The following is a 24,309-nucleotide window of genomic DNA, read 5'->3' as shown; positions in this document are numbered from 1 at the left end:
TTTTTGTTAAACTTTATTCTTTACCCATTTTTCTCTGGCAGAATTTAACAATTTCAACAATCAAAACCATCAAAATTCCGGCAATTAAAATGACTAACCACTGTGGTCCATCAAGTTCAGTCACATCAAAGAACTTAGTCATAAATGGCAATTCTACCGCTGCCATAATTACAGCAGCAATGATAATTGCACCATTGAACCACTTGTTAGAAAAAGTATGCGGTCTAAAAATCGACTGATGTACATACTTGGAATTAATTGCATGGAACAGCTGAATCAAGCCCAAGGTTAAGAAGGCCATTGTCAATGCATCCCCATGTTGCAACGATGGATCACCCACATGTGGACCGACATGCAAACCAATTTGGTATGCACCTAAAACTAAAATTCCTTCCAAAATTCCTTGGTAAATAATTGAACTGGCAACACCACCGCTAAAGAAGTTAGACTTCTTACCACGCGGCTTGCGCTTCATAATTCCAGCTTCCACTGGTTCAACACCTAAAGCAATAGCTGGCAAAGTATCCGTTACCAAGTTGATCCACAAGAGCTGCACAGGAGCTAAGATATCCCAACCTAGCATTGTCATCATGAAAACTGTTAATACTTCACCCACGTTACAACTCATTAAATATAGAATGGCCTTTTGGATATTACTGAAGACCTTGCGTCCTTGCTTTACTGCTTCAACGATCGTGGCAAAGTTATCATCAGCCAAAACCATATCGCTGGCTCCTTTAGAAACTTCGGTCCCAGTAATTCCCATGCCAATTCCGATATCAGCTTGCTTCAAACTTGGAGCATCGTTTACCCCATCACCAGTCATTGCAACAATCTTGTCATTAGCCTGCCAAGCCTTGACAATTCTAACCTTGTGCTCTGGTGAAACACGAGCATAAACGCTGTAGTCACCAACATGCTGTTTGAAATATTCATCATCTAGTTTATCAAGTTCAGCCCCAGTTAAAACGCGACTATCCTGACCTTTTTCAATAATACCTAGGCGTTCCGCAATTGCTTGAGCAGTTGTTTGGTGATCACCAGTAATCATTACTGTTCTAATACCAGCACTCTTTGCTTCAGCCACGGCCGCTTTAGCTTCACCACGTTCTGGATCAATCATTCCGACTAACCCAGCAAAAATTAAATCTTGTTCAACATTATCAGTTGTTGGATCGGTGTACAATTGGTCGACTTTCTTATAAGCAAGCCCTAAGACACGTAAAGCTTGTTGCGCCATCTGCTTGTTTTGCGCTAAAATATTTTGCTTCTGCTTATCTGTGATCGGCTCTACTTGACCACCATTTTCAATCCTAGTTACTCGCTGTAACAACATATCTGGTGCGCCTTTGACCGCTACAAAGTATTGCTCGCCATCTTTATTAACAGTACTCATCAATTTCCGTTCTGAATCAAAAGGCACTTCTTGAATTCGTTTGTATTTTTCAAGCAAGTCAATTACATCAATGTTTTGATCAAAAGCAAATTGAATCAGGGCGGTCTCTGTTGGGTCACCCAATAAGTCTCCGCCATTTTCAATCTTAGTATCATTAGCCAAAGTCATTGCCAATAAAGCTGGGTTATTTTCGCTAATACTTTCACTATTATCATGTAACTTTTTATCATAGAAGACCTTTTCAACTGTCATCCGGTTCTGGGTCAACGTACCAGTCTTATCAGAACAAATAATGTCTGTAGCACCCAATGTCTCAACAGCAGGCAATTTACGGACAATCGCCTTATGTTTGGCCATCGTTTGCGTACCTAGTGCCAAAATAATCGTTACAATTGCTGGCAAGCCTTCCGGAATTGCAGCTACAGCCAAGGAAACGGCAACCAAGAACATGTTAATCATTAAAGTAGAGTTACGCTCTGCTGGATCAGCCTTGAGCACTCCTACGATAAAGACAATAACGCAGATTGCCAAAATCATGATGGTTAGGGTCTTTCCCAGTTGATTCAAGTTTCGCTTTAATGGTGTATCAGTTTCATCAGCATTGTTCAACATTGTAGCGATTTTACCAACTTCGGTGTGCATTCCCGTACTAGTTACGATTCCTTCAGCACGACCATAGGTCACATTAGTATTGGAATAAGCCATATTTACGCGGTCAGCTAAAGCAATGTCTTCACCTTCTAAAGTTTCTGCATGCTTTTCAACTGGAACTGATTCACCGGTTAACGCTGATTCCTCAATCTTCAAGCTGTGGGCTTGATTCAAGCGTAAGTCAGCAGGAACCACATCCCCAGCTTCTAGTAAAACTACATCTCCAGGAACTAACTCTGTGCTTGGAATAGTAACGATTGTATCATCACGGCGCACATGCGCATCCGGCGTAGCCATTTCCTTCAAAGCATCAATCGCAGCTTCGGAACGTGCTTCTTGAAAGACGCCTAAAATTGCGTTCAAAATGACCACAATCATAATAATTGTGGCATCAGTCCACTCATGAGCTAATACCCCAGACAAAATCGCGGCAATGATCAAAACAATAATCATAAAGTCTTTGAACTGATCAATAAAACGCATGAACATGCTTTGCTTTTTCTTGGAAGCTAAGGCATTGGGACCATATTGCTCTAATCTAGCTTTGGCATCACTAGCACTTAACCCATCCTTAACGGACGTGTTAAGATCTTTTTCAATATCGGGGATCGACTCGACATAATATTTTTTCGCCATTTTCCTCTCCTCAAAAATAAAAAAGAGACTTACATGCTTGTAGCACATAAGTCTCACGAATTAAGATAAATCCAGAAGTATCTTACTTCGGCTGTTGGATTCATCGCAAGCAATTGCTGTTACTCCCTTATGACAAGTTAATTATAAGCAAAATTTTAGCTATCTACAAGTTTTAGCGAATTGCTTTTACTTTTTATAAAAGTCATCAAAGACAGTAACTGGCAAATGACGCTTGTGTTTACTCTTATTCCATAATTTTTCAATTTGATCAGCTGCCTTATCTGATACTTCCTTACCCTCAAGGTAATCATCAATCTCTTGGTAAGTTACACCGAGGGCAACTTCATCTGGCAAATCTGGCTTTTCTTCTTCAAGGTCTGCGGTTGGAGCCTTTTCATATAAATGCTTAGGACAACCTAATTCCTTAAGCAAAGCCTTGCCTTGACGCTTGTCCAAACGGAACAATGGCGTCAAATCAGCGGCACCATCACCAAACTTAGTATAAAAGCCACTAAAGTTTTCTGCAGCATGGTCGGTACCAACAACGGCACCCTTATTAGCACCAGCGATGGCATATTGAACTACCATTCTTTGCCGCGCCTTAATATTGCCTTTGTTAAAGTCAGTAATCTTTTGACCAGTTGCTTCTACAACCTTCACCATAGCATCAACTGGTTCCTTAATATTAACAATTAAATCCTGATCTGGCTTTTGAAAAGCGACTGCATCTGCGGCATCTTGGGCATCTGCTTGAACGCCATAAGGCAAACGAACAGCGATAAATTGATAAGAATCATCGCCAGTTTCCTCACGCATTTCTTCAATTGCCATTTGACACAATTTACCAGTCAAAGTGGAATCTTGACCACCAGAAATACCTAAGACGTATGACTTAAGAAATGGATTAGCCTTTAAATAATCTTTCAAAAAATCAATTGAACGTCTAATTTCTTTTTTAGGGTCAATTTCTGGTAAAACATGTTCATAAGCGATAATTTCTTTTTGTAATTCTCTCATCGACCAATGCTTCTTTCTCTAATTTTACGCCGAATGTCTTGAATCAAATCCATCTTGGATTCGTATAAGTTTTGTGATAAATCCACTGGATATTCCTGCGGATTCAGGCTACGCTTATATTCATCCCATAAACCATCAAGGTTGTCAGCACAGAATTTTTTAATTTCATCAAGACTAGGTTGATCATAAACTAATTTTCCATCTTTAAAAATATCATGTAAAAGTGGAATAGCAGTGTAATCAGTTACCACCTTATTAATATAGTTATATTGTGGGTGGAACATGAAGAGCGCGTCAAATTTGCGTGGATCTTCATTATACCGAGATACCCAGTCACCTTCATTTTTCTTAGCAGTGTTTGCGCTAATCCGCCATACTTGTTTTTTACCTGGGGTGGAAACTTTGATGGCATTTGAAGAAATCTTCAATGTATCCCGCATGGCGCCTAATTCATCTTCCATGGCAACCAACTTGTAAACAGCACCAAGGGCTGGTTGATCATAAGCAGTGATATACTTGGTCCCAATGCCCCAGACATCAATTTTAGCGCCTTGCATTTTTAAGTTAGTAATGGTGTTTTCATCAAGGTCATTTGAAGCAAAAATCTTGGCATCTGGATAGCCAGCATCGTCTAACTCCTTACGAACTTGCTTAGAAATGTAAGCCATATCCCCAGAGTCAATTCGTACGCCCAAGAAGTTAATCTTGTCGCCCATTTCATTAGCCACCTTGATAGCATTAGGCACACCACTACGGACAGTATCGTAAGTGTCAACCAAGAAAACACAATTCTTATGTGTTTCCGCATATGCCTTAAATGCGTCATATTCACTGCCAAATGCTTCAACTAAAGCATGAGCATGAGTCCCTGAAATAGGAATACCAAACAATTTACCAGCACGAACATTACTAGTTGAATCAAAGCCGCCAATATAAGCAGCTCGAGCACCCCAAATGGCCGCATCGGTTTCTTGCGCACGACGAGAGCCAAACTCCATTAGACCATCATCTTTAACAGCTAACTTGATTCTAGCAGCTTTAGTTGCCAATAAAGTTTGGAAGTTAATAATATTTAAAATAGCAGTTTCAACTAACTGACACTGGGCAAGTGGACCTTCAACTTGCAAAATTGGTTCGTTAGCAAAAACCAGCTCGCCTTCCTTCATTGAACGAATAGTGAGCTTTAATTTTAGATTGCGTAAATAATCAATAAAGTCATCATCGTAACCTTCATTTTCTTTCAAATATTGCAGGTCACTTTCGGTAAACTTTAAATTCTTTAAATAGTTAATGATGTGTTCCAAACCAGCATAAACAGCATAACCGTTGCCGAATGGTTCCCTGCGGTAAAAACTTTCAAAAACGGCATTGCGATCAGCAATCCCTTTCTTGAAATAGGTATACATCATATTAATTTCGTATAAATCAGTGTGTAAAGCCAACGAATCGTCTTTGGCTAATTCTGGATAAAACATTGCTTCTCTTTCTGTCATTAAAAATTAACAATTTCGTTTTTCATTATACAGCCATTACAGTCCATTGGCTATTCTCAAAACTATTTTTACCTCAAAGTTAAATACACTTTTTCAATTGAGTCCAATTGATTTTTAATAGAAAAATGCTCCTCCGCATACCGCTTTTCTGTATTAGCCATCTGGCGTAACTCTTCATGGGTTTTATTAACGGCCAGATTAATCTCTTTAGCAATTGAATCAATGTCTCCCGTTTTAGCAATGAAACCATATTCGGGTCCTGGAATCATTTTATGAATATCACCTACATCTGTGGACAAAATAGGGATTAAATTGTCTGTTGCCTCTAAAAGCACAAGTGGAAAACTCTCTGAATATGAAGTTAAGACGGCTAGATCAATTCGCTTATATAATCCGCTCAATTGGTGTTGAGTCATAAAACCGTGAAAAGTTACTTGTGGTGCCATGTCCAATTGCCGCGTCAAGGCCTTCAATGCTTCAAGCTGACTACCATCACCCGCGATATGCAGACGAATATGCTGATCATCTAATTTTTTCACAGCTTTTAAGAGCAATTCTTGTCCTTTAACCTTTTCCGTACGAGCAACGTTAATAATATTAAAATAGGTATGTTCATATTTAGCTGGAATTTCACTATCACTGTGGAAAAAGATGCCATTATAGATGACATGTACCTTGTTTTTATTCACATGTGCGCGATTAATTAGTAGCTTGGCAAAACGCTGAGTTACTACGAAAATACAATCAGCTTTTCTCAACGCACGTAAATTAAGTTTAGTAAAAATATTGCCAATGATTCCCCTACCTTCAAAGTCTAGATAAGGATCTGAATGTACAGTAATACACCAAGTTGCACGAATTCGCTTGTGAATCAAAGATAAAAATAAGTTGGCACGCGCACCATGAGTATGCACAATATCATAGTGCCCCTCATTGATAAACTTAGTCAGTCTACCTAAACTGCCTAAGTCATAACGACTATTAGCTCCTAGCACATGTGTAGTAATCCCAGCCGCTCTTGCTGCTTGTGCTACTGGTCCTTCTGCCAGCGTTAATAATTCAAAATCTTTGCCTTCATTTTTGGCTTCAGTTAACAAATTAACAATATGTGATAAACCGCCGCCATTTTCTAAACCAGCATTTACATGCAAAACCTTCATCTTAGTAAAATTATTTTCCCTTCTTTTTTGACTGTTTAACTCGCACAACAAACTGTGGCAAAACTAACATCCGCTTAAATCTGCTAGGATTAGTAATCAAGCGATAAAACCACTCTAAATGCGTCTTTTGAAAAGCTTCTGGTGCTCTTTTAACGATACCTGAAAAGACATCAAAACTGCCACCCACACCCATCATCAAAGCTGGTGTTTCGTTCTTACGTAAGATTGATAGTAGTTTTTCTTGCTTAGGGAAACCTAATGCTGCAAAAACCATATCGGGTTGTGCCTTCTGAATGCGCCGTGCCACTAGTTCCAAATCTTCAGTAAAGTAGCCGTCTTCTGCACCAACTAGATTAATATTTGAGTATTCCTTAGCAATTTTGCTTTGTACTGCATGAATTACTTGTGGCTTAGCTCCAATTAAGTAAACTCGGCTACCACGATCGTTAGCAACATCCATCAGCCAAGTAAACAAATCATATCCAGTCACCCGCTCAGGTAACGGCTGCTTAAGCATTTTAGCTGCTTTTACAATGCCAATCCCGTCAGCAGTAATATAATCGGGATCATTTTTTAGAATTTTCATAAATTCAGGATTCTCGTTTGCTGCCATCACAATCTCCGGATTAGCGGTCACAACAAAGGTCGACAGGTGATTATTTAGTCGATTAATAAATTCATTTTGGAATTGGTTAAAAGTTTTATTATCAAAATCAACACCTAAAATATTAACTTTGCTCATTTTCACACCTCATGCGTTTTCTTATCTAGTTTCTATTCTACCATTCCGACACGCAAGTACGAGAAACATGTTCAAGTTTTATATTTTATTCAAACATGATAAGATTGTTTTAATAAAGGAGAAAAAATGAAAAGAGTTATTACCTATGGCACCTTTGACCTACTTCACTACGGTCACGTGCGACTGCTTAAAAGAGCTAAAGAATTGGGCGACTATTTAATAGTAGGTTTATCTACCGATGAATTTAACGAATTCAAAAAACACAAGGAAGCCTACAATACCTACCCTGAACGTAAATACATTTTGGAAGCTATCCGTTATGTCGACCAAGTCATCCCCGAAAAGGATTGGGATCAAAAAATCACCGATGTACAAAAATACCATATCGACACTTTTGTCATGGGCGATGATTGGAAAGGAAAATTCGACTTCCTTAAGCCTTATTGTGATGTGGTTTACCTGCCAAGAACGCCAGGAATTTCCACTACTAAAATTAAAGAAGATCTTAAATAAAAAAATACTCCAATTCCATTCAATTTGAATGAGATTGGAGTTTTTGTTTACTTAGAAAAAGTGAATTCAAATCGTTCTGCAACGTAACGTGCGCGGGTGTATTCGAATGGTTGCCCATCTGCTAGTTCAGTTACCTGTCGTCTAGTAATTAACGGTTCACCTTTTTTAGCTTTAAGAAGACGCGCATCTTGCTCGTTGGCAATTGATGCAGAAATATGTTCCGTCACTCGTCCAATGGCAAAACCACCGCGCTTTTCTAAGGTTTTATATAAGTGCGTTGAAACATCTTCTTTAGAAAAATTCTTTACTAAGTAGTATGGCACCGTTACGACTTCATAACAAATTGGTGTCTTATCAGCGTAGCGAATCCGCTCCATCCGCAAAACGTTCTCATTATCTTTTAGCGCAAGACGCTCTTTTTCAGATAAAGATGGATTGCCAATCTGATAAGAAATTAACTTACTTGAAGGAACTTGACCATTAGCCTTAGTAATCTCAGTAAAGGACATAATTCCTGACATTTTTTCTTGAACCTTTTGACTAGCTACATAGGTTCCGCTACCCAAGCGCCGTTCTAAAATTCCTTCATCTTCTAATGTTTTAATCGCTTGGCGTAAAGTCATTCTCGAAACGCCAAACTTAACTGCCAATTGACGTTCTGCTGGAATACGATCCCCTACTTGATAAACGTGATTCTCAATATCACGCTTAATCTGATTGTGAATCTTGATATACATCGGTTCTTCCATAGTCGCCACCCCCAAAGTTTAGTACTGCTATTATTATAATCTAAATTGGTCTAGCTTGCATTAATAACACTGCTTCAATTTTACAGACTATTTTTTCTTAGCGGTCCACTTCACTCCAAGAATATAAACATTTGGACGCTTGTTATATTCCACTTCAACTTGTTCATTATCATTAGCAACTACACTGGCACTAAATTTTGCTTCATCTTTAACAGCTAAGTTAGCCTGATTAGGATTCAGCACAATATTGTGGCCCTTCATATTAGCTTCACCGCTCAAAGCTAAAAAGTACTCATAGTTCATATTTCCAGTGAAGGTAACACGTGTAGCATCACATTTCGCCTGATCTTGAAAATCTGCATGAGCTAAAATTACGGCATTGTTCATTGTAACTTTTGCTTCATCAACTACTATCATTCGATTGATGGTTGAATTTTGAATGATTGTCCGTGTCTTTTTATCAATATAAACCCCACCCAAAAAAGTAGAATTCATAATATTGCTCCAGCAGTCATCACTTAAATAAAGGCAGGAATCGCTAGCAGACTTAACTTTTGAATTAAGCATATTCATCCAAGTTTGCCCATGCAGTAATACATAATCTACTTCCGAATTATTAAGATCCAACTCCGCATTCGTTTTGGCAAAAGTATTAATACTGCCGTGAATCTTTGAATTATTTACAATTGCTGTTCCTTCGCCTTCAATTGCCAAAGCACAATATTTGTCCGAGAAATAATCAATTTCTGAATCATTCATTTCCAAACGGAAATTGGCATGGTCATACATGGAAACTGAACCGTTAACAATTTTGGTTGAATAAAGTTCCAACGTGATCTTACCATTAACCGCGATAGCTGCTGTATCAGTTCCCGTGCCCTTAATAAAGCAATTACGCAAAGTTAAATAGCCATCAACGCCTACTGGTACAGATAGGCTATTATGTTCGGTAGTTGTATCAATGCATAAATTTTCTAAAGTTACATAACGACTATCTTCTGAAACACTAATATAGCCATAAATAGTCGTGTCTTCTGGCAAAGAGCCTGTTCCCTTAATTGTGATATCTGTTAGTGTGATGCCCTGCGGCAAATAATAATATCCGGGGCCCAGCATCAACACATCATCGGCACGCAAATCCTTTAAAGCCTCGTGCCAACTGACTGAACTGCTAGATCCCCCTACTCTAATTATCCTAGCCATCCATTATCCTTTCATCTCGTAAAAACCGATTACTATTGTACTAATTTTCTTCAATTTATGTTGTATTTTTGCTCATCAAAAAAGCTAGGTGCGATTCCTAGCTTCTTATACTATTTCATTTTAACATTCCAGTAATAAGCCACATTACCATAAGGAGAAAGTTGAAAACCTTTCACTCTCTTATTCAATAAGTATGACGTACCTTGTTGGAATAGTGGTGCCGCAAAGGCATCCTTTTGAATTAATTGTTTTTCAGCGTTAACTAAGGCATTCAATCTCTTCTGCGGATCAGTGGCATAAGTTGAACGAGCCAAGTCAATTTGCTTCCAGAAGTTAGCATTGTGATAATCTGGCGCTAAATTAAACAAACCACCAACTGTCAAGAAATCAATTGGATCTTCATAACTTGGCTGCCAAGTTCCGTAAACAAAGTCGTAATTGTGATTAGTTGTGTTAGATAGCCGTGACTTCAAAGGAATTGACCGTACCCGTAGAGTTAGACCAGGTAAATTTTTCATCAAATTGCTTTGAATAAATTCACCCACGCGCTTAGCATCGTCAATATCTGAAGTAAGCAATTCTAAGGTTAGCTTCTTCTTACCCAATTGCTTCAAACCAAGTTGCCATTCCTTTTTAGCTTCCTTGGCATTATAGGTAACCAAGTCGCCAGCATCCTTGCGGTAATCGTTGCCAGTTGCCTGATCGGTAATAAAGTTTGTGGCAACAATTCCATTTGACACCTTGCCTTGATGCAAAACGGTCTTGACTAACTGTTGCTTATTAATTGCCCGGCTAATGGCCCGACGAATATGAACATTGCCTGTACTCTTACGCTTCAAGTTGAAAGAAAGATAACCATTAGTTGGCGTAACTTTGGTATGATAGCTAGAATTATTTTGATACTGCTTAACAAAATCAGAAGTCAATGTCGTGTAATCAAGTTCACCACTTCTGAACAAGTTAACCCCAGTTGAAGGAGTTTGAACCACTTGTACGTTAACTTTATTCAAATCAACAATTTTCTTGTTCCAGTAAGTTGGATTTTTCTTGTAAGTCCACTTCAAATTTGAACCTGTCCAACCAGATACGGTAAATGGACCATTGTAAACTAGATTCTTACTGCTAGTCCCATACTTAGAGCCTAACTTTTTAACCAATTTAGAATTCTGAGGATAGAATTGTGCACCCTCTAAGATTTGTGGCAAATATGGAATTGGATTAGCTAATGTAACTTGCACCTTATACTTGCCGAGTGCTTTGATTCCCAATGAATTTACCGGTGCTTTACCTTGAGAAATTGCCTCACCGTTTTTGATAATGGCATAAGAATCGGCATCTAAAGATGAATTTTTTGGGTCAACGGTTCTGCGCCAAGCCGTTACATAATCCAGGGCAGTAACTGGATCACCGTTAGACCACTTAGCATTATTGCGTAAGGTAAAAGTATAGACCTTCTGGTCTTTAGAACGTTCAACTTTTGTCGCACCAGCTAATTCTGGCTGATTTTTCTTATTAAAACGGTAAAGACCTTCCATGGAATTCTGCAAAACTTCTGAACTAGTCGTATCTCCATACTTGCTCGAATCTAAAGTTGAAATTTCATTTGTGACAGAGGTATTCATTGTCTCAGTCGGTGCAGCATTACTGCCATTGTTAGAGCAAGCTGCCAGCACCAATGCGGCAGCTGCTGTCATCACTCCTGAAAAAATCCATTTTTTACGTCTCAATCTTCTCACCCTTTACTTACTTTTTGTTTAATACTTACATTTTACAAGTATATCTAATACGGAAGAAATTTCAAATACTTTTTCCGTATAATAGCTATAATCAATACGTATACAAAAATGGCAAAAAAAGAAACGTCACATAGGACGTTTCTTTTTTCGGGTTGGGTGTAATCATATTGCATCCCTCGAAAAGCGCATTATATCAAGTGTTTAGCTAACCTTATTTAAAATGTTGCTCCGAATATTGCTCCTAGCATGCCAACACACTAGAAAAATATTGCTCCTGAAATTAAAATATTGCTCCTAATAAAGTAATATTGCTCCTACATCTCCATGAATCTACTAAATTTATCGGCACTTTCTTTCTCTTTTGTCTTAGTAACATGGGTGTAAACGTCCATGGTTGTTCTTATTGAAGCATGTCCCAAACGGTTTTTAACATCTCCAATAGCTAAACCAGCTTCAAAACACAATGAAGCGTGGGTATGTCTAAAGCCGTGTAGTTTGATATGTCTCAAATGGTGCTTATTACATATAGCCTTATTCCATTTTTCCACTGTATAACTTTCAAGCGGTTCATTATTTAGATTGCTAAAAACCAATTGGTTAGCATTAAAGACATTTTCACCTAATCTAATCAAGTTCCCTGTTTGTTGTTTTCTCCATTCTGTTAACACCTTTAATGTTTGATGCTCTACATGAATTGTACGAAAACCGTTAACAGTCTTAGGTGTAGTAATGAAACGTCTATTGTTTAGCCCCTTTGAATAAGTCCGCTCGATGGTGATTGTGTCTTTTGATAAATCTACATCGCTCCACCGTAAAGCCATTAATTCACCAATACGCATGCCACTATATGCAAGCAGCCTAAACACCGCATATGCTTTAAATGAGTAATCTTTAGCCCAAAATAAAAAATCTTCTAATTCTTGCTTACTGTAAAAAGCATCAAATTCTTTCTTATCCTTTTTAGGTTTGGGTAAAATTACTTTTTTCATTGGATTAGTTTTAATCAGTTCTAGGCTAATCGCATAATCAAGAATCTTAGATGTGTACATTGCATAGCGCTTAAATACTTTAGGTGAGTTCTTGAACCATTTCTTAACGGCTTTATCGCATAGCCTTACATTCAATTTATCAAGGTAGTAACTACCAAGCTCTTTTCTAATGTGATTATCAATAATCCGCAATGTGGTTGCGTAGGTGCTTTCTTTCACCGTTGGTTCATAGACTGGTAACCAATCATCAATAAGCTTATTTAACTTAATATGAGCGTTAACATTCGGATTATATTCACCATTCAAAATGTCTTGCTGATAATTCAAATATGCTTTTTGTGCATCTTGTAAGCTCTTGTAGCCCCGTTTTCTAATTTGGATTGATTGCCCTGTTGAATCATCCTTACAAACATAGATTGAAAACATATAACGTTTCTTACCACTAGGTGTTGTATATTCCTTAATATCATTATTCATGTTGTTCTTACCTCGATTAGTTTAAAAAGCGTGCAAGTGGGCTAATCTTAAGTATTTAACATGTGTGATGTGCGGCTGCAGGGATGCAAGATTGTTAATTATCAGTCAATCAGAATGAACGTGGCTTTAGAATTGCGATGTCAGCAGATGTCAGCATTAAGAATTTAAATTTAGTGTTCCATCATTTGTTATATGATCGTTAATAAATTCTTGGCGTTCTGCTAAATAATGTGATGGGCTTTCTAACCATTCTCCATATTCATTAGTTCTCTCTCTTGTGTCAGTTGAAAGCTTAGATATTTCAATTTGAAGAGCTTCATTGATTGCTTTTAATACCTCTTCTTTTGTTACCTCAATAGGTCTACTAATTAACCAATTCATAGCCACGCTATTAAAAATAAAAGAAAAATTATTTTGCCAAAACTCTAATTTAATCACATCATCAGGACTTAACATCCCTATGAGATATGGTTCATTAGGTTCTATTTCACCGTTAGCAATCATTATTAAATCCACGTTGAATGCAATACTGTTTTGAACTTTATAGTAGTTATCTTCATAATAACGAGTTGCTTTAGAATACGATTCTTGAAGCATTGCTAATATTTCTTCTCTTGAATATGCACCTAATAAATAATTTTTCGAAACACTAAAATATTTAGTTAATGTATTAATATCTTTCTGTTTTAATTGTCGTTTACCCTGTTCATATAAACTTACCGCCTGTCGAGTAACTCCAAGTAGTTTGGCTAAGTCATTTTGACTTAGCTTATTTTGTTTTCTTAGTTTCTGCAAATTATTCTTCATTTTTTCTCACCTCTTCTCAATATTAGTTTAAATATTAGTTTGTCTTTTTGCAACACTTTTTGTTGACTTATAAGAATTAATGATTTATATTTATTTATGTCAACAAAATGTGTTGCTTTTTTTAAACGAGAAATGAGGTTTTATTTATGGAAATCACAAGCCAACAATTAGAAACGTTAAGAATTGAACGAGGTAGAAAAAATTTAACTATCTCATCACTAGCCCAACAGTTAGGCGTGAGCCGCTACACCATGGGCAATATCATTAATGGGAAAACCAACGGTTTACGAACTGAAACGGTTCATAAAATTAATTCATGGCTTACCGCTAACGTGCATCCCACAAAGGAGGTGGCAAACAATGAATAACTATAGCCCCTATGGTACTGGCGTAGTTGAACGCTGGTATCACGATAATACGCTTTACTGTGCGTTTGTTGATGGAACTATTGTAGAGTACGGCTCTAATCAAATTGAAGAACGATTTATAGAGGTTTGGCGGTCAGATTTAACAGAGACCATTCAAGACCTTAAGAGCGGTAGATATGATTTTGATGACTATGAACCTATGGAGGCTTAACAATGAACGATGAAATTAAATTGCATCAAGCATTAGATGAAATGAAAAACGCAGCAGAACAGCTTTACCCACTTTTTAATGCAATAAACGATGAAATAGACAAACTCAAAGAAGAAGACCCTAGCGACCCCTTGACCACCAAGAAAACACTTAAGTATCTAAGTAAAAGCATTTTGGAGCTAGGCGGTAACCTTGAAGATCAAGCTAAATTTATTGAAAAGGAGCAATAATTATGGAATTTGATAAACGTGATAAAAAAATGACCCAAGACATCGAAACTTTAAAGATGTTAATTGAAAGTGCAGAAAATGAAAGTACTGAAATTATAGACGGTGTAACCTATCCTGCATCCCATATATGGCGAGAAATTGCAAAAAATGCTTTAGATTTAGCAGACCAACAAGAATGGTTTGAACGTTATGAAGATAAGGAGAACTAACACAATGGAGTTTAAACTAGACGAAAACCAAGAAACCGAGATTAAAACTTATGTGATGGGCGTGGTCAAGGACGCTATTAAGCAAGCCACTACCACCAGCAAACCATACTTAAACCGCAAAGAGATTGCTAAATATTTTGGCGTGGCTGAATCAACTGTTACATATTGGGCTTCATTAGGGATGCCAGTGGCAAACATTGACGGTCGCAAACTCTATGGAAAACAAAGCATAACTAATTGGCTAAAGTCCCATGAGATGCCCTCACAAAGGCAAAATAAAAAGCCCGTAACCATGGGCGTAGTTAAGGACTAACAAGAAATATTATTACAGCGTGCAAATGAGCTAATCTTAGGTATTTAATACTTAACCTAAAAAAATAGAAATGAGGTAATTAATCTATATGAATAATCATAAATATTTAGAAAGGATGATTTTTCCTTATGACTAATAGTAAGAAAAATAAACCGCTAAAGCAAGCAAAAAACATGGTAAAGATTGATAAAGAGTTTAAGAAACATAGTGAAGATTTACCATTTTCTTTGCCTGAAAAATCGGTAGAAAGTATAAGAAAAGATAATGAAAGACGTTCTAAAAAATACACTTTGTTACGTTCTATTTTTAATCTAAATTCTACTGGCAATATTAAGAAAGACAGTATTAAAAATGTTGTGGCTATTTTAGATAATGACCCAATATTCAAAGGCGCATTTAAATATAATGAATTTTCTGAAGAAAATGAAATTACTAAGGATATACCTTTACTTCATATTAAAAAAGGCGCTTTTATTGATACTTATGATGATGAAATTGCTAATTATATTGAAAGTAAGCAGATTTATGATTATACAGCTTTTAATAAAGCAAGAATTGAGAGTGCTATAAATGTAGTGTCTCATCGCCACGCCTTTAATCCCATGTTTGATTATATGAATGAAGCTTATAAGAATTATGATAAAAAACGTAGGCTAGACGACTTTTTCCCCGATTTCTTAGGCGTAACCAAAAGCGATGCATCTATTTTAATTACAAGGCTATGGTTTATGGGCGGTGTGGCTAAAGTTTATCATCCCTTAACTAAAGTAGATCAGTCATTAGATTTAGTTGGTAGTCAAGGTGTAGGTAAAACATCACTTTTACAGAATATTGCACCGCTTGGGCTATATACAGACCAATTTAATTCATTTACTGATAAGGACGATTTAAGCAACTTAATAGGTATGTTCATTATTAATGATGATGAAATGACCGCCTCTAGTAAAAGTTCATTCGAAGAAATGAAACGTTTTTTAACTGATAATAATTTTAAATATCGCCCTCCATATGCTAAACACCCAAAACAATTTACTAAAAAATTTATCTTTGCTAGAACTACCAATAATAGAACCTATTTAAAAGACAAAACAGGTACTAGGCGCTTTTTACCGTTAATGTCTCATAAAAGCAAACAAAAAAAGAATCCTGTTACTGATTTAACCCCTAAATATGTTGAACAGTTATGGGGCGAAGCTGTCTGGCTTTACAAACAAGCTAAAGACCCGTTTTTACTTTCACCTAATCAAGAAAAAATGTTAGCAGACCACCGTAAAAAATTTGAATATGTTGACAGTGCAGAAGATGAATTATTTGATGTTTTAGAAAATGATTTTAATAACGCTGATTTCATCCCTACTAAACCACTTATGTTGTTACTTAATCAATACCAAGATACTAAAATTCGCAATTTAATGACCAACGTTTTTAATTATGATGGTAGCAAACGCGGATATTACAAAGGTAAACAAGTTCACGGCTTCAGAAAAAGAAAGTAATAAGACGATGTAAGACGGTATAAGACGGCTTTTTTATATAAAGTGTCTTGTTAATAAACGTTGATATACCAGCGTTTACATCACTTTACAAGACAATAAGACACCTATTTTATATAAAAAGTATATAAATAATACGATGTGAAACAACGTGGAACGTATAAAGGAGATACAGGGGAAAGTTAGAAAAGTGGTGTCTTGTCGTCTTATACAGTCTAATCCCTTGGGGCTGTACGGTTTACGCCTGTCTTGTAAGGTGTCTTGTGGTGTCTTGTTGTTAATATATTTGAACTAACCACCCCGCCAAAATAAACCACTACTACGCCAATAGCGGTGGTTTGCTAGAAAGGAATTACAAAATGTATTACACATTAACTACTATTCAGGATTTAAGTTCTGAAAAAACTTTAAATGATATTGAAAGCAAGCTAGGCAAAACAGCACGAAATAATTTTACTCATTTTGTCATGTCATTAATTGATAAAGCTAGCCACTCCATTTATCTTAATGAATTAAGCAATGGTATGTGGTTAACTAGAATCGCTTTAGAAAAGACGGGACAGCCTACCATATTTACTTTTAATGAAAATCATGAAGGGTATAAATATTATTTTGTAGGCAAAACACCAAAACGAACATTAATTAATAAAAAAGATCTCGCAAATTGGAGTAAAGATATTAGCTTAATGAAAGACTTACTAAAATAAAAATAATATGGTGTGTCCCGTTTCAGGGATGCACCTATTTTGTTATCATGATAGTAAGAAGACGGTGACTAGCTAAAGATGGAATTGACATCGTTGATCTTTTAAATGCGTCTGACGCATTTAGGGGCTTTTCAAAATTAAATTGATTAAAATTTATTTATGGAACTGACTAAAATAAATACTACAAACTACTACATTATTGTTTTGAACAAGAGCGGATTTACTCAACCAGTCCCAATTTGGGACTTTAGCTCTACTTATACAAATAAATACTAATATAATTCTCTACCCTTAAAATGACCGTTTTAGGGGCTTTTTACTTACTTAGAAAACCTCATGTAAATTAAGTCATATCAATGGTTAGGGCGATTTTGATTAATGGCGAATTCGCACAATTTAGGGTAAAGAGAAGTAAAGATTTCGGGGCTTTTTGATTGGGAGAAATTGTTAAGATCTTGGCTTTTGAGTCAGATTATTTCCGCATTTTTCCTAATATGGGACTTTTTTTAATACTAGGTATGTAGTACAAATATTTGAGCTGCACGTACTGGAACAGATTTAATAAATACCAACTGTGGAAATATTCAGGTTTATTCAGGTTTTCGCCCTTAAATGTTGCATCCAAAACGGTGGCTAATCGTTGATATTATCACAATCACGGTTAACAAAATCTAACATTTACGGGTTTTTTGCTGAACTGATTCTATTGCAGAAAAAGGCAGATTTTAGGGGCTTTTTATTTAGCCGTATTTATTGGGCAAAATTGGGCAAAATTCAGGCTTTTACGACCTGACAAAACCTGACCAATCCTAACTTAATGTGTCATGCTTAAACCGTAAAAAAAACGTAATTTCATGGGCTTTTTAATGAAACATTATGAAACAATCAGGTGCAGAAAAGTTCAGGTTTCGGGGCTTTTTTCAGATTAAATAAAACCATTGCATCCCTTGTGTGGCGTGGCTTTTAACCTTGTCTATTAAATTGCAAGACTGAACCGTTTTTGCGCTATTAAGTATAGTCATACTAAACCGCTAATAAAACCGCTCTAGCCCCTCTTAAAATCAATCTGACAGCATACTAAAAGCACTAGTAAACCTAATTACTGGTGCTTATTTTTTACTCAAATTCTAACAGCGGATAGACCTTATTCTTAATCTGTTCTTGCTTAAATATTTCAGCAAACTTTTTTAATGCTTCATTTTTCCTATTCGATCCCCAAAATCCACTGTGTTTATACGTATTTACTATGTCTTTTATAGTTACATGGTTAATACAATGTTCTACAATAATCGTTCTATAGGGATGCTGTGGCGTGTCTTCAAGTCTATTGATAGTTAACCATGTTATAGCTAGAACATTCCAATAATAGCCAATACGGCTTTTATCATCTAAATTAATATCGGTGGGTATCTGGCTACCAGACAACAAATATAATTTAGGATAATCATTTTTAAAGAAGTCCCTTACTCCCTTGTTGTGCTTAATCATAATTAATATTCATCCTTGCCTTAATTCAATACCTTTTAGTTATATTTTACTCAAAAAGAAAACCAACGTCCCAAAACGCTGGTTAACATGAACAATGATATTGACTTAATTATACCATGGTTAAATATTTAAGATTAACCCACTTACACGTTAAAAATATTGTTCCTAACTATTTAGGTTAGTGAATTCACTGTATAGCCCTATATATTAATGTTTTTTGCTGTTTCATCTCCAATAATTCTCGGGTCTAAATATTGCTCCTAGACCAATTCACTTTTTATCCATTTTTGCGGTTAAATTTTCAAGATATCACTTCTAATATTGCTCTTTTAATTCATTTTCCAGCAATTTCATTTAATTTAGAAAAACAAAAAAGCGCATTATATCAAGTGTTCACACCACTTAGATACATTAGCGCTTTTTTAATTCGGGTTGGGTGTTCTTTTAGAACTATTGGGTTAGCTGGATTCGAACCAGCGCATGATGGTACCAAAAACCATTGCCTTACCACTTGGCTATAACCCAATACCAGCTGAACTTTTTACTTGTCGTTCAACAATGGAGGAGGGTGGATTCGAACCGCCGAACTCAGAGAGAGCGGTTTTACAGACCGCCGCGTTTAGCCACTTCGCTACTCCTCCGTTAGCTGACTTAATTATAATAACGAAAATCCAAATCAAATGCAAGACTTTTTTGAAACTTTTTTCAAAAAAAAGAAGAAGCCATGACGACCTCTTCTCAAAATTTAAAAATTGATTTATATCTAAACAGTTAATTTTAAGCCTAATGCCTTTTGTGCTACTTGATTTACCAGACTCCATTGCTTGTCATAAGTTGGTGAAAAGAAGAAATCTGCTTCTGCTAAATCTTCCAGTGTCAACTTATTTCTAATAGCTAAGCTCAAAACATTGGCTTGGCCACTAATGTCATATGATGAAAGTACGCTACCGCCTAAGATTTGGTGGCTGTCTTCATTATAAACAACAGCAATATAGCAAGTAGGATTATCTTTTTCAGGAATATAGTCTGGACGAAGATAACTCTTTAAGACTGTTTCTTTTGCATTAATTCCTGCTCGCTTGGCATTCTTTTCACTGAGTCCTGTTGTTACTGCATGTAAATCAAAAGCTTCAAGCAATTGTGCACCAACTAAGCCCTTAAAGACACGTTCTGGCTTGTCTTCAAATAAGTGCTCAACAACATATTGAGCCTCATGCCGTGCAGCAATGGCAGATGGCATCGGTACTCTTCTGTTAGCTGGAATGCTAAATGGGAAGATTGCATCCCCAATTGCATAGACATCCTTTACATTGGTTCTAAAGTAATTGTCTACCTTAATGTAGCCATTGTCATAAAGATCGATCGTGTTTTTCAACCAATCAGTATTTGGCTTAATACCAACTGTAATAATGACACAATCAGCAGTAATATCACCCTTATCAGTCTGAACTGCATTGACCTTTCCATTGCCAACAAAGCCAGTAACTTTAGTGTTCATAGCCAGGTTAACACCATGATCAGTCAATTCTTTTTCAAATAAGCTAGTATAAGTATCATTCAAATAATTTTCTAGTGGTTTTTGCCCACCGTCAATTAAAGTAACATTCTTGCCTGCTTTAGCGAAAACCTCGGCAGCTGCAATTCCGTTACCAGCACCAATAACTGCAACATTTTTAATAGCTTCATCTTGAGCAGCTGCATTGATCTCTGTAGCGCAATCATAGCCTCTCATCAACATAATATTTTTCAGGTCTGCTCCAGGAAGAGGCAAACTTGCGGGGTTAACACCTGAAGAAATAATTAGCTTATCATAACTAACTTCTTTGGTTGTACCATCTTTTACGTTTTTGACAGTAACCGTCTTTTTAGCTGGATCAAGAGCTGTTACTGCTGTGTTATTAACAACTTTACCACCCCGTTCAGCTAGATCTTCAGGAGTAAAGTTTCTAACGTTGTCTTGGCCTGTAGTTTTTCCTTCAAGGAATAGCTTCATTCCGCAAGACATAAAGGAAACGAAGTCGCCTGCTTCATAAACTGTGACATCGACATCGTCATAACGATCTAAGATTTCATAAGCTGCCTCTTGACCGCCATGAGATGCACCTACAATAACGATTTGCTTTTTCGACATAGCCTGACCTCCTAATAATGCAGCAATAATTGTCGTTTTTAAGTAATAGCAGTTATTGTAACTGGTTACATTATTTATCTTTTAATAAGATATTTCAATTAATTTGCTTTTGATTAGTGCGAAGCAGCAATATATTTTTTATATAAAAAAGAGCACTACTGATAGTAGTACTCTAGAGGGAAATTTTCCAAAATTATCTTATTTAGCTAATTCTGCTGATAGATTTCGTTCACTAATTTAGTGATTTCATTACGATTAAGAACTTCATCATACATATCCATTGTTTCCTGGATTGCATTTTCTAAATTAGTACCATGATTTTTGGCATAGCCAATGAACTTTTTTGCATCTACTATTTTAGCTTCTTTAGTCGATTTTTCTGCAGCTCTTTTAGCAACTTCATTCATCTCATATTCTAGCTTATTCATGTCTTAGACCCACTTTCCGCTATTCACGTAGTAGTCGATATCCTTCTGCAGGCTGGCAATATATCCCTGCGTAGTACATCATCCGTTTTTCTAGATCATTTTTACGTGTTGTTTGCATCTCAATATCATACACTCGACCTTGATCATCTTGTGCCCAGATATCTAAGCGAATGTTTTTAGATTCTAGTCCAATGTTGCCGTCATACTGGGTAATGACATTAACTTTTGTCAATTTTAATTCAGGAAACATCCGACGTAGCAGTTCCAGACAATTCTTTTTATTGCTCATAACATGACCGAATACCAAGTTGTTAGTAATTCGAGGATATCGATTAATTCTTCTCCTCATATTTTACCTCTTTTCTTAAGCAAGAAAATTACCCTCCACTATTTATTACGCAAAAAAGTGCAAATTTTTTCAGAAATTTAAAAATTTAGACACGAAAAAAGCCGATGCAAATGCATCGACTCTTTCAGTTAAATTATTCTACTTTTTAATAGAAGTTTACAGCCTTGATGTAACGCTTATTGTTGTTTCTGCAGCCTTCAATTCTGTAGTACTTCTTACCGTTCTTGAATCTCATTTGACCACCGTAAGTAGTTACAGTTTGGCCTCTGTACATCTTACCAGTACCTGGAGTACGACGGTATGATGACCAGTAAATGTAAGCATTGTGCTTTAAAGTACGTTGGTTACCAGTAATGTTGGTTACACGAACGTATTCGTCCTTGTTAGCTACCTTGTAATAAGTCTTGCCGTTGATAGTTACGATAGTTGGAACAATTTCAATGTCATTGTAAGCATAGTACATGTGACCTAAGTAGTTACCGTTCTTGTCGTAAGCTCTTGAATCAACCATCACTGGCAAAGTCTTGGTGTTAGTGTCCTTGGCAGGTGCATTATTAAATACACTACTTAATACAAATTCATTTGAATTTGCACTATTGATACGAGTGTATGAAGTGTTACCTACAGTTACAGTACCAAAGGTTGGAACTTGAGTGCCACTCTTAATAGTAGTATTAGTTTGACTCACAGCATTACCATAAATTGTATAAACTGGAATATCTGCATTATTAGCTGTAGTTGCAGTTTGGTACTTAGCTCCAGCCACACCTACTTGAACATTAAACGTCAAGGTTACAGTACGCTTGGTGTTCGCATCGGTAGCTGAAACAGTTACAGGATAAGTACCACCAATTGAGGTATTAACTTTAGAAGCATCAACAGTCACAGTTAATGGAGTACTACCACCTGCTGCAGTAGCAGTAAATGCACGTTGAATTGCTGCAGTATCAACAGTACCATTTAACGCAACATTAGCAAATGCAGCATTTATGTCATTTAAAGTTTGTGAACTCTTGTATTGCTTATTGTTATAGGTAATAGTTGGATTCAAACTTGTATCAGTTGATGCATCATATGGCATCACCATCAAGTTTAATGATGCAGCAGTAGCATTGCCACTTGCTACAGCAATACTAATAGGAAACGATACAGCTGGTGAAGTAAAATTACCTTGTGCATCAACAGTTACCTGTGCCGTAGTTAAAGCATCTCGTACAGCTTTTTCAACTAAATTTTTATCTAATTTTTGTGCTTTTCCATTACCAACTTTATATTGGTAATTATCGATAATTCTATTAGTGATTGCACTCACACTATTTTCATTACTACTTAAATTTAAAGTACTTGAATAACTGTTACTGTTATTGTCTTTGGTAAGCTCTTTTCCGTCCTTATTAACAACTGAGATAATAGCAGCTTGTTTAGTAGTTGCTGCATTCCCTGAAGCTTGTACACTAGCTGCTGGAACAACACCAGCTGCTACAGGAGCAACTGCTAGCAATGCGGCAGCAGCCATACTTACAATTCTTGTATTCTTTCTCATAATTATGTGGCCTTTCCTTTCTGAAACAGAAATTCATCCTAAGCAGTAAGTTATATCTTCTTCTGCTTGTGAAATAATTATAGCATGTTACGAACCCGATTACTAAAAACAGGATCGACTCGTGTGTGTGATTTTAAGAATACCTCCTAAAATCACCAGTAATACCCTACCCTTTATTTGTTAAACTGTAGTTACCGGACTTTTACAATTAAGATTCAAAACATTACATTTTTGTGAAGTTTTAAACAAGTTATTGATTTATGACAGAACTTATGTGTGTTAAGAAAATGTAATTTTAACACTTGTTCGCTTAAAAAAATTAAAGCTCTTAGATTTTTTGATTAGAAATAATTGCTTCATGTTCTTTAATATGCTCAACTCGCCCTGCATCCCCCGCAATAAGTAACAAATATAATGCCTCAATCATTGTCATACTTGCCACGCGTGAGAAATAATACTGCGATTGCATCACCGTCTGCCGCACTGCTGTCTTTAAATGCACATCAGCTAATAGTGCAATCGGTGAATCATCGCGATTGGTGATCGCAATCACCGGCATCCCTTTTTGTTTGGCTACCTTAATTTGCTTAATGATTCCCGCTGCTTCACCTGAATTCGAAATCACCAACAAGCAATCCTTTTTACTCAGGTTCATTGTCTGCGCAATTGCCGTTTCAATCGTGCCACCCGAATCAATTGCCAACAAGCCAATCTGATTAAACTTATACACTGCATCAGCGGCCACCGGATAAGTATCGCCCTCCGCACTAACCTGCACAATTCTGCTTTCAGTCAAAAAATGCAGCACCTGATCTAATTTGGCTTCAGTCACATTCTCCAAAGTCGCCTTAATCTCGGCGACTTTATTTTTCTCAATTAATTCCAAATTAGCACTAGCATCATCACGTGACATATTTTGAAGTGACACACTTTCAGTTGCATTCTGAGCTAGTTGAATTTTTAAATCATGAAAACCTGTCAAATCTAAATTATGACAAAAACGCGTCACCGAAGCATCACTCACCTCAGCTTCAGTTGCTAATTTTGAAATTGTATAATTTACCACCTGTTCGGGCTGTTTTAAGATCACTTGAGCAATCTTCTGATCACTGGCTGACATTGTCGCTAATTTACTATAGATTGTATCGATAATTTTAGTCATTATTCTCACCTTTTCTGTGCCAAAATTATATCATCAATGTAATTAATTTTCACAATTTTATTTTTAAAGAAAATAAATTTATATTTTGATTGACGAAAATCATTTACC

General features: G+C 36.4%; 24 protein-coding genes and 2 tRNA genes. 8 read left to right on the top strand and 18 right to left on the bottom strand.

The annotated features are described in order from the left end of the window. Positions 1–13 precede the first annotated feature (13 nt). From CP363_RS06240 to CP363_RS06220, 5 genes are all read right to left on the bottom strand, one after another. Positions 14–2,683: a calcium-translocating P-type ATPase, SERCA-type gene (locus CP363_RS06240; RefSeq protein ID WP_098036009.1), complete on the bottom strand. Its 2,670-nt coding sequence runs from the start codon at positions 2,681–2,683 to the stop codon at positions 14–16. Positions 2,684–2,869: 186 nt separating this feature from the next. Continuing rightward, a complete protein-coding gene (nadE, locus tag CP363_RS06235) occupies positions 2,870–3,700 on the bottom strand; it encodes an ammonia-dependent NAD(+) synthetase (protein WP_005727201.1) in 831 nt (276 codons plus the stop codon). After that, positions 3,697–5,175: a nicotinate phosphoribosyltransferase gene (locus CP363_RS06230; protein ID WP_005722468.1), complete on the bottom strand. Its 1,479-nt coding sequence runs from the start codon at positions 5,173–5,175 to the stop codon at positions 3,697–3,699. The genes nadE and CP363_RS06230 overlap by 4 nt, the downstream gene beginning before the upstream one ends. 86 nt (positions 5,176–5,261) lie before the next feature. After that, entirely contained in the window at positions 5,262–6,353 is a 1,092-nt protein-coding gene (locus tag CP363_RS06225) for a glycosyltransferase family 4 protein (protein WP_013085951.1), read from the bottom strand. Between the two features lie 10 nt (positions 6,354–6,363). Continuing rightward, positions 6,364–7,095 carry a WecB/TagA/CpsF family glycosyltransferase gene (locus tag CP363_RS06220; protein ID WP_023488291.1) on the bottom strand — a complete coding sequence of 244 codons (732 nt, stop codon included), beginning with the start codon at positions 7,093–7,095 and terminating at the stop codon, positions 6,364–6,366. 126 nt (positions 7,096–7,221) lie between these two features. Between CP363_RS06220 and tagD the strand changes: the two genes are divergently transcribed. Beyond that, positions 7,222–7,608, top strand: a complete 387-nt coding sequence (gene tagD / locus CP363_RS06215; protein ID WP_005720918.1) for a glycerol-3-phosphate cytidylyltransferase — start codon at positions 7,222–7,224, stop codon at positions 7,606–7,608. Between the two features lie 47 nt (positions 7,609–7,655). Here the strand turns inward: tagD and CP363_RS06210 are convergent, their stop codons facing one another. The 5 genes from CP363_RS06210 to CP363_RS06190 form a co-directional block, all read right to left on the bottom strand. Further along, complete coding sequence (locus tag CP363_RS06210) at positions 7,656–8,357, bottom strand: GntR family transcriptional regulator (RefSeq protein ID WP_005720917.1); 702 nt, start codon at positions 8,355–8,357, stop codon at positions 7,656–7,658. Between the two features lie 87 nt (positions 8,358–8,444). Continuing rightward, complete coding sequence (locus tag CP363_RS06205) at positions 8,445–9,560, bottom strand: hypothetical protein (RefSeq protein WP_023488289.1); 1,116 nt, start codon at positions 9,558–9,560, stop codon at positions 8,445–8,447. Between the two features lie 110 nt (positions 9,561–9,670). Next, complete coding sequence (locus CP363_RS06200) at positions 9,671–11,254, bottom strand: peptide ABC transporter substrate-binding protein (protein WP_098036018.1); 1,584 nt, start codon at positions 11,252–11,254, stop codon at positions 9,671–9,673. A 356-nt stretch (positions 11,255–11,610) separates the two neighbouring features. Further along, positions 11,611–12,762 carry a tyrosine-type recombinase/integrase gene (locus CP363_RS06195; protein ID WP_068813864.1) on the bottom strand — a complete coding sequence of 384 codons (1,152 nt, stop codon included), beginning with the start codon at positions 12,760–12,762 and terminating at the stop codon, positions 11,611–11,613. A 156-nt stretch (positions 12,763–12,918) separates the two neighbouring features. After that, positions 12,919–13,569: a helix-turn-helix transcriptional regulator gene (locus CP363_RS06190; RefSeq protein ID WP_089143574.1), complete on the bottom strand. Its 651-nt coding sequence runs from the start codon at positions 13,567–13,569 to the stop codon at positions 12,919–12,921. 146 nt (positions 13,570–13,715) lie between these two features. Here CP363_RS06190 and CP363_RS06185 point away from each other — a divergent pair, with 146 nt between their 5' ends. The 7 genes from CP363_RS06185 (at position 13,716) to CP363_RS06155 (ending at position 17,100) form a co-directional block, all read left to right on the top strand. Continuing rightward, complete coding sequence (locus CP363_RS06185) at positions 13,716–13,937, top strand: helix-turn-helix transcriptional regulator (protein WP_089143575.1); 222 nt, start codon at positions 13,716–13,718, stop codon at positions 13,935–13,937. Next, entirely contained in the window at positions 13,930–14,148 is a 219-nt protein-coding gene (locus CP363_RS06180; protein ID WP_089143146.1) for a hypothetical protein, read from the top strand. Before CP363_RS06185 ends, CP363_RS06180 begins: the two co-directional genes overlap by 8 nt. A gap of 2 nt (positions 14,149–14,150) precedes the next feature. Next, positions 14,151–14,378, top strand: coding sequence for a hypothetical protein (locus CP363_RS06175; RefSeq protein ID WP_089143145.1), 228 nt, complete (start codon positions 14,151–14,153; stop codon positions 14,376–14,378). A gap of 2 nt (positions 14,379–14,380) precedes the next feature. Then, positions 14,381–14,587, top strand: a complete 207-nt coding sequence (locus CP363_RS06170; RefSeq protein ID WP_089143144.1) for a hypothetical protein — start codon at positions 14,381–14,383, stop codon at positions 14,585–14,587. A gap of 4 nt (positions 14,588–14,591) precedes the next feature. Continuing rightward, a complete protein-coding gene (locus CP363_RS06165) occupies positions 14,592–14,900 on the top strand; it encodes a DNA-binding protein (protein WP_198995781.1) in 309 nt (102 codons plus the stop codon). Positions 14,901–15,028: 128 nt separating this feature from the next. Continuing rightward, on the top strand, positions 15,029–16,396 hold the full coding sequence (locus tag CP363_RS06160) for a VapE domain-containing protein (RefSeq protein ID WP_089143143.1): 1,368 nt from the start codon (positions 15,029–15,031) through the stop codon (positions 16,394–16,396). 356 nt (positions 16,397–16,752) lie between these two features. Next, positions 16,753–17,100: a hypothetical protein gene (locus tag CP363_RS06155; RefSeq protein ID WP_089143142.1), complete on the top strand. Its 348-nt coding sequence runs from the start codon at positions 16,753–16,755 to the stop codon at positions 17,098–17,100. Between the two features lie 1,116 nt (positions 17,101–18,216). Here CP363_RS06155 and CP363_RS06150 read toward each other — a convergent pair. The 8 genes from CP363_RS06150 to CP363_RS06115 form a co-directional block, all read right to left on the bottom strand. Further along, a complete protein-coding gene (locus CP363_RS06150) occupies positions 18,217–18,588 on the bottom strand; it encodes a hypothetical protein (protein ID WP_089150532.1) in 372 nt (123 codons plus the stop codon). 453 nt (positions 18,589–19,041) lie between these two features. Next, positions 19,042–19,113: transfer RNA gene (locus CP363_RS06145), tRNA-Gln, on the bottom strand. A gap of 34 nt (positions 19,114–19,147) precedes the next feature. Continuing rightward, positions 19,148–19,229, bottom strand: a tRNA-Tyr gene (locus tag CP363_RS06140). A gap of 122 nt (positions 19,230–19,351) precedes the next feature. Further along, on the bottom strand, positions 19,352–20,719 hold the full coding sequence (locus CP363_RS06135; protein WP_098036008.1) for an FAD-dependent oxidoreductase: 1,368 nt from the start codon (positions 20,717–20,719) through the stop codon (positions 19,352–19,354). Positions 20,720–20,925: 206 nt separating this feature from the next. Continuing rightward, positions 20,926–21,147 (bottom strand): hypothetical protein, encoded by a 222-nt coding sequence (locus CP363_RS06130; RefSeq protein WP_233187144.1) that lies wholly within the window; start codon positions 21,145–21,147, stop codon positions 20,926–20,928. 19 nt (positions 21,148–21,166) lie between these two features. Next, positions 21,167–21,496 carry a PD-(D/E)XK nuclease family transposase gene (locus CP363_RS06125; RefSeq protein WP_233187143.1) on the bottom strand — a complete coding sequence of 110 codons (330 nt, stop codon included), beginning with the start codon at positions 21,494–21,496 and terminating at the stop codon, positions 21,167–21,169. Between the two features lie 145 nt (positions 21,497–21,641). Next, positions 21,642–23,039, bottom strand: coding sequence for an SLAP domain-containing protein (locus CP363_RS06120; protein ID WP_098036007.1), 1,398 nt, complete (start codon positions 23,037–23,039; stop codon positions 21,642–21,644). A gap of 328 nt (positions 23,040–23,367) precedes the next feature. Then, a complete protein-coding gene (locus CP363_RS06115) occupies positions 23,368–24,201 on the bottom strand; it encodes a MurR/RpiR family transcriptional regulator (protein WP_005720908.1) in 834 nt (277 codons plus the stop codon). Between the last annotated feature and the right edge of the window lie 108 nt (positions 24,202–24,309).

The organism is Lactobacillus sp. UMNPBX12 (assembly GCF_002553955.1).
In the GTDB taxonomy this organism is placed as follows: Bacteria; Bacillota; Bacilli; order Lactobacillales; family Lactobacillaceae; genus Lactobacillus; species Lactobacillus crispatus.
This window is presented reverse-complemented; position numbering and strand designations above follow the sequence as displayed.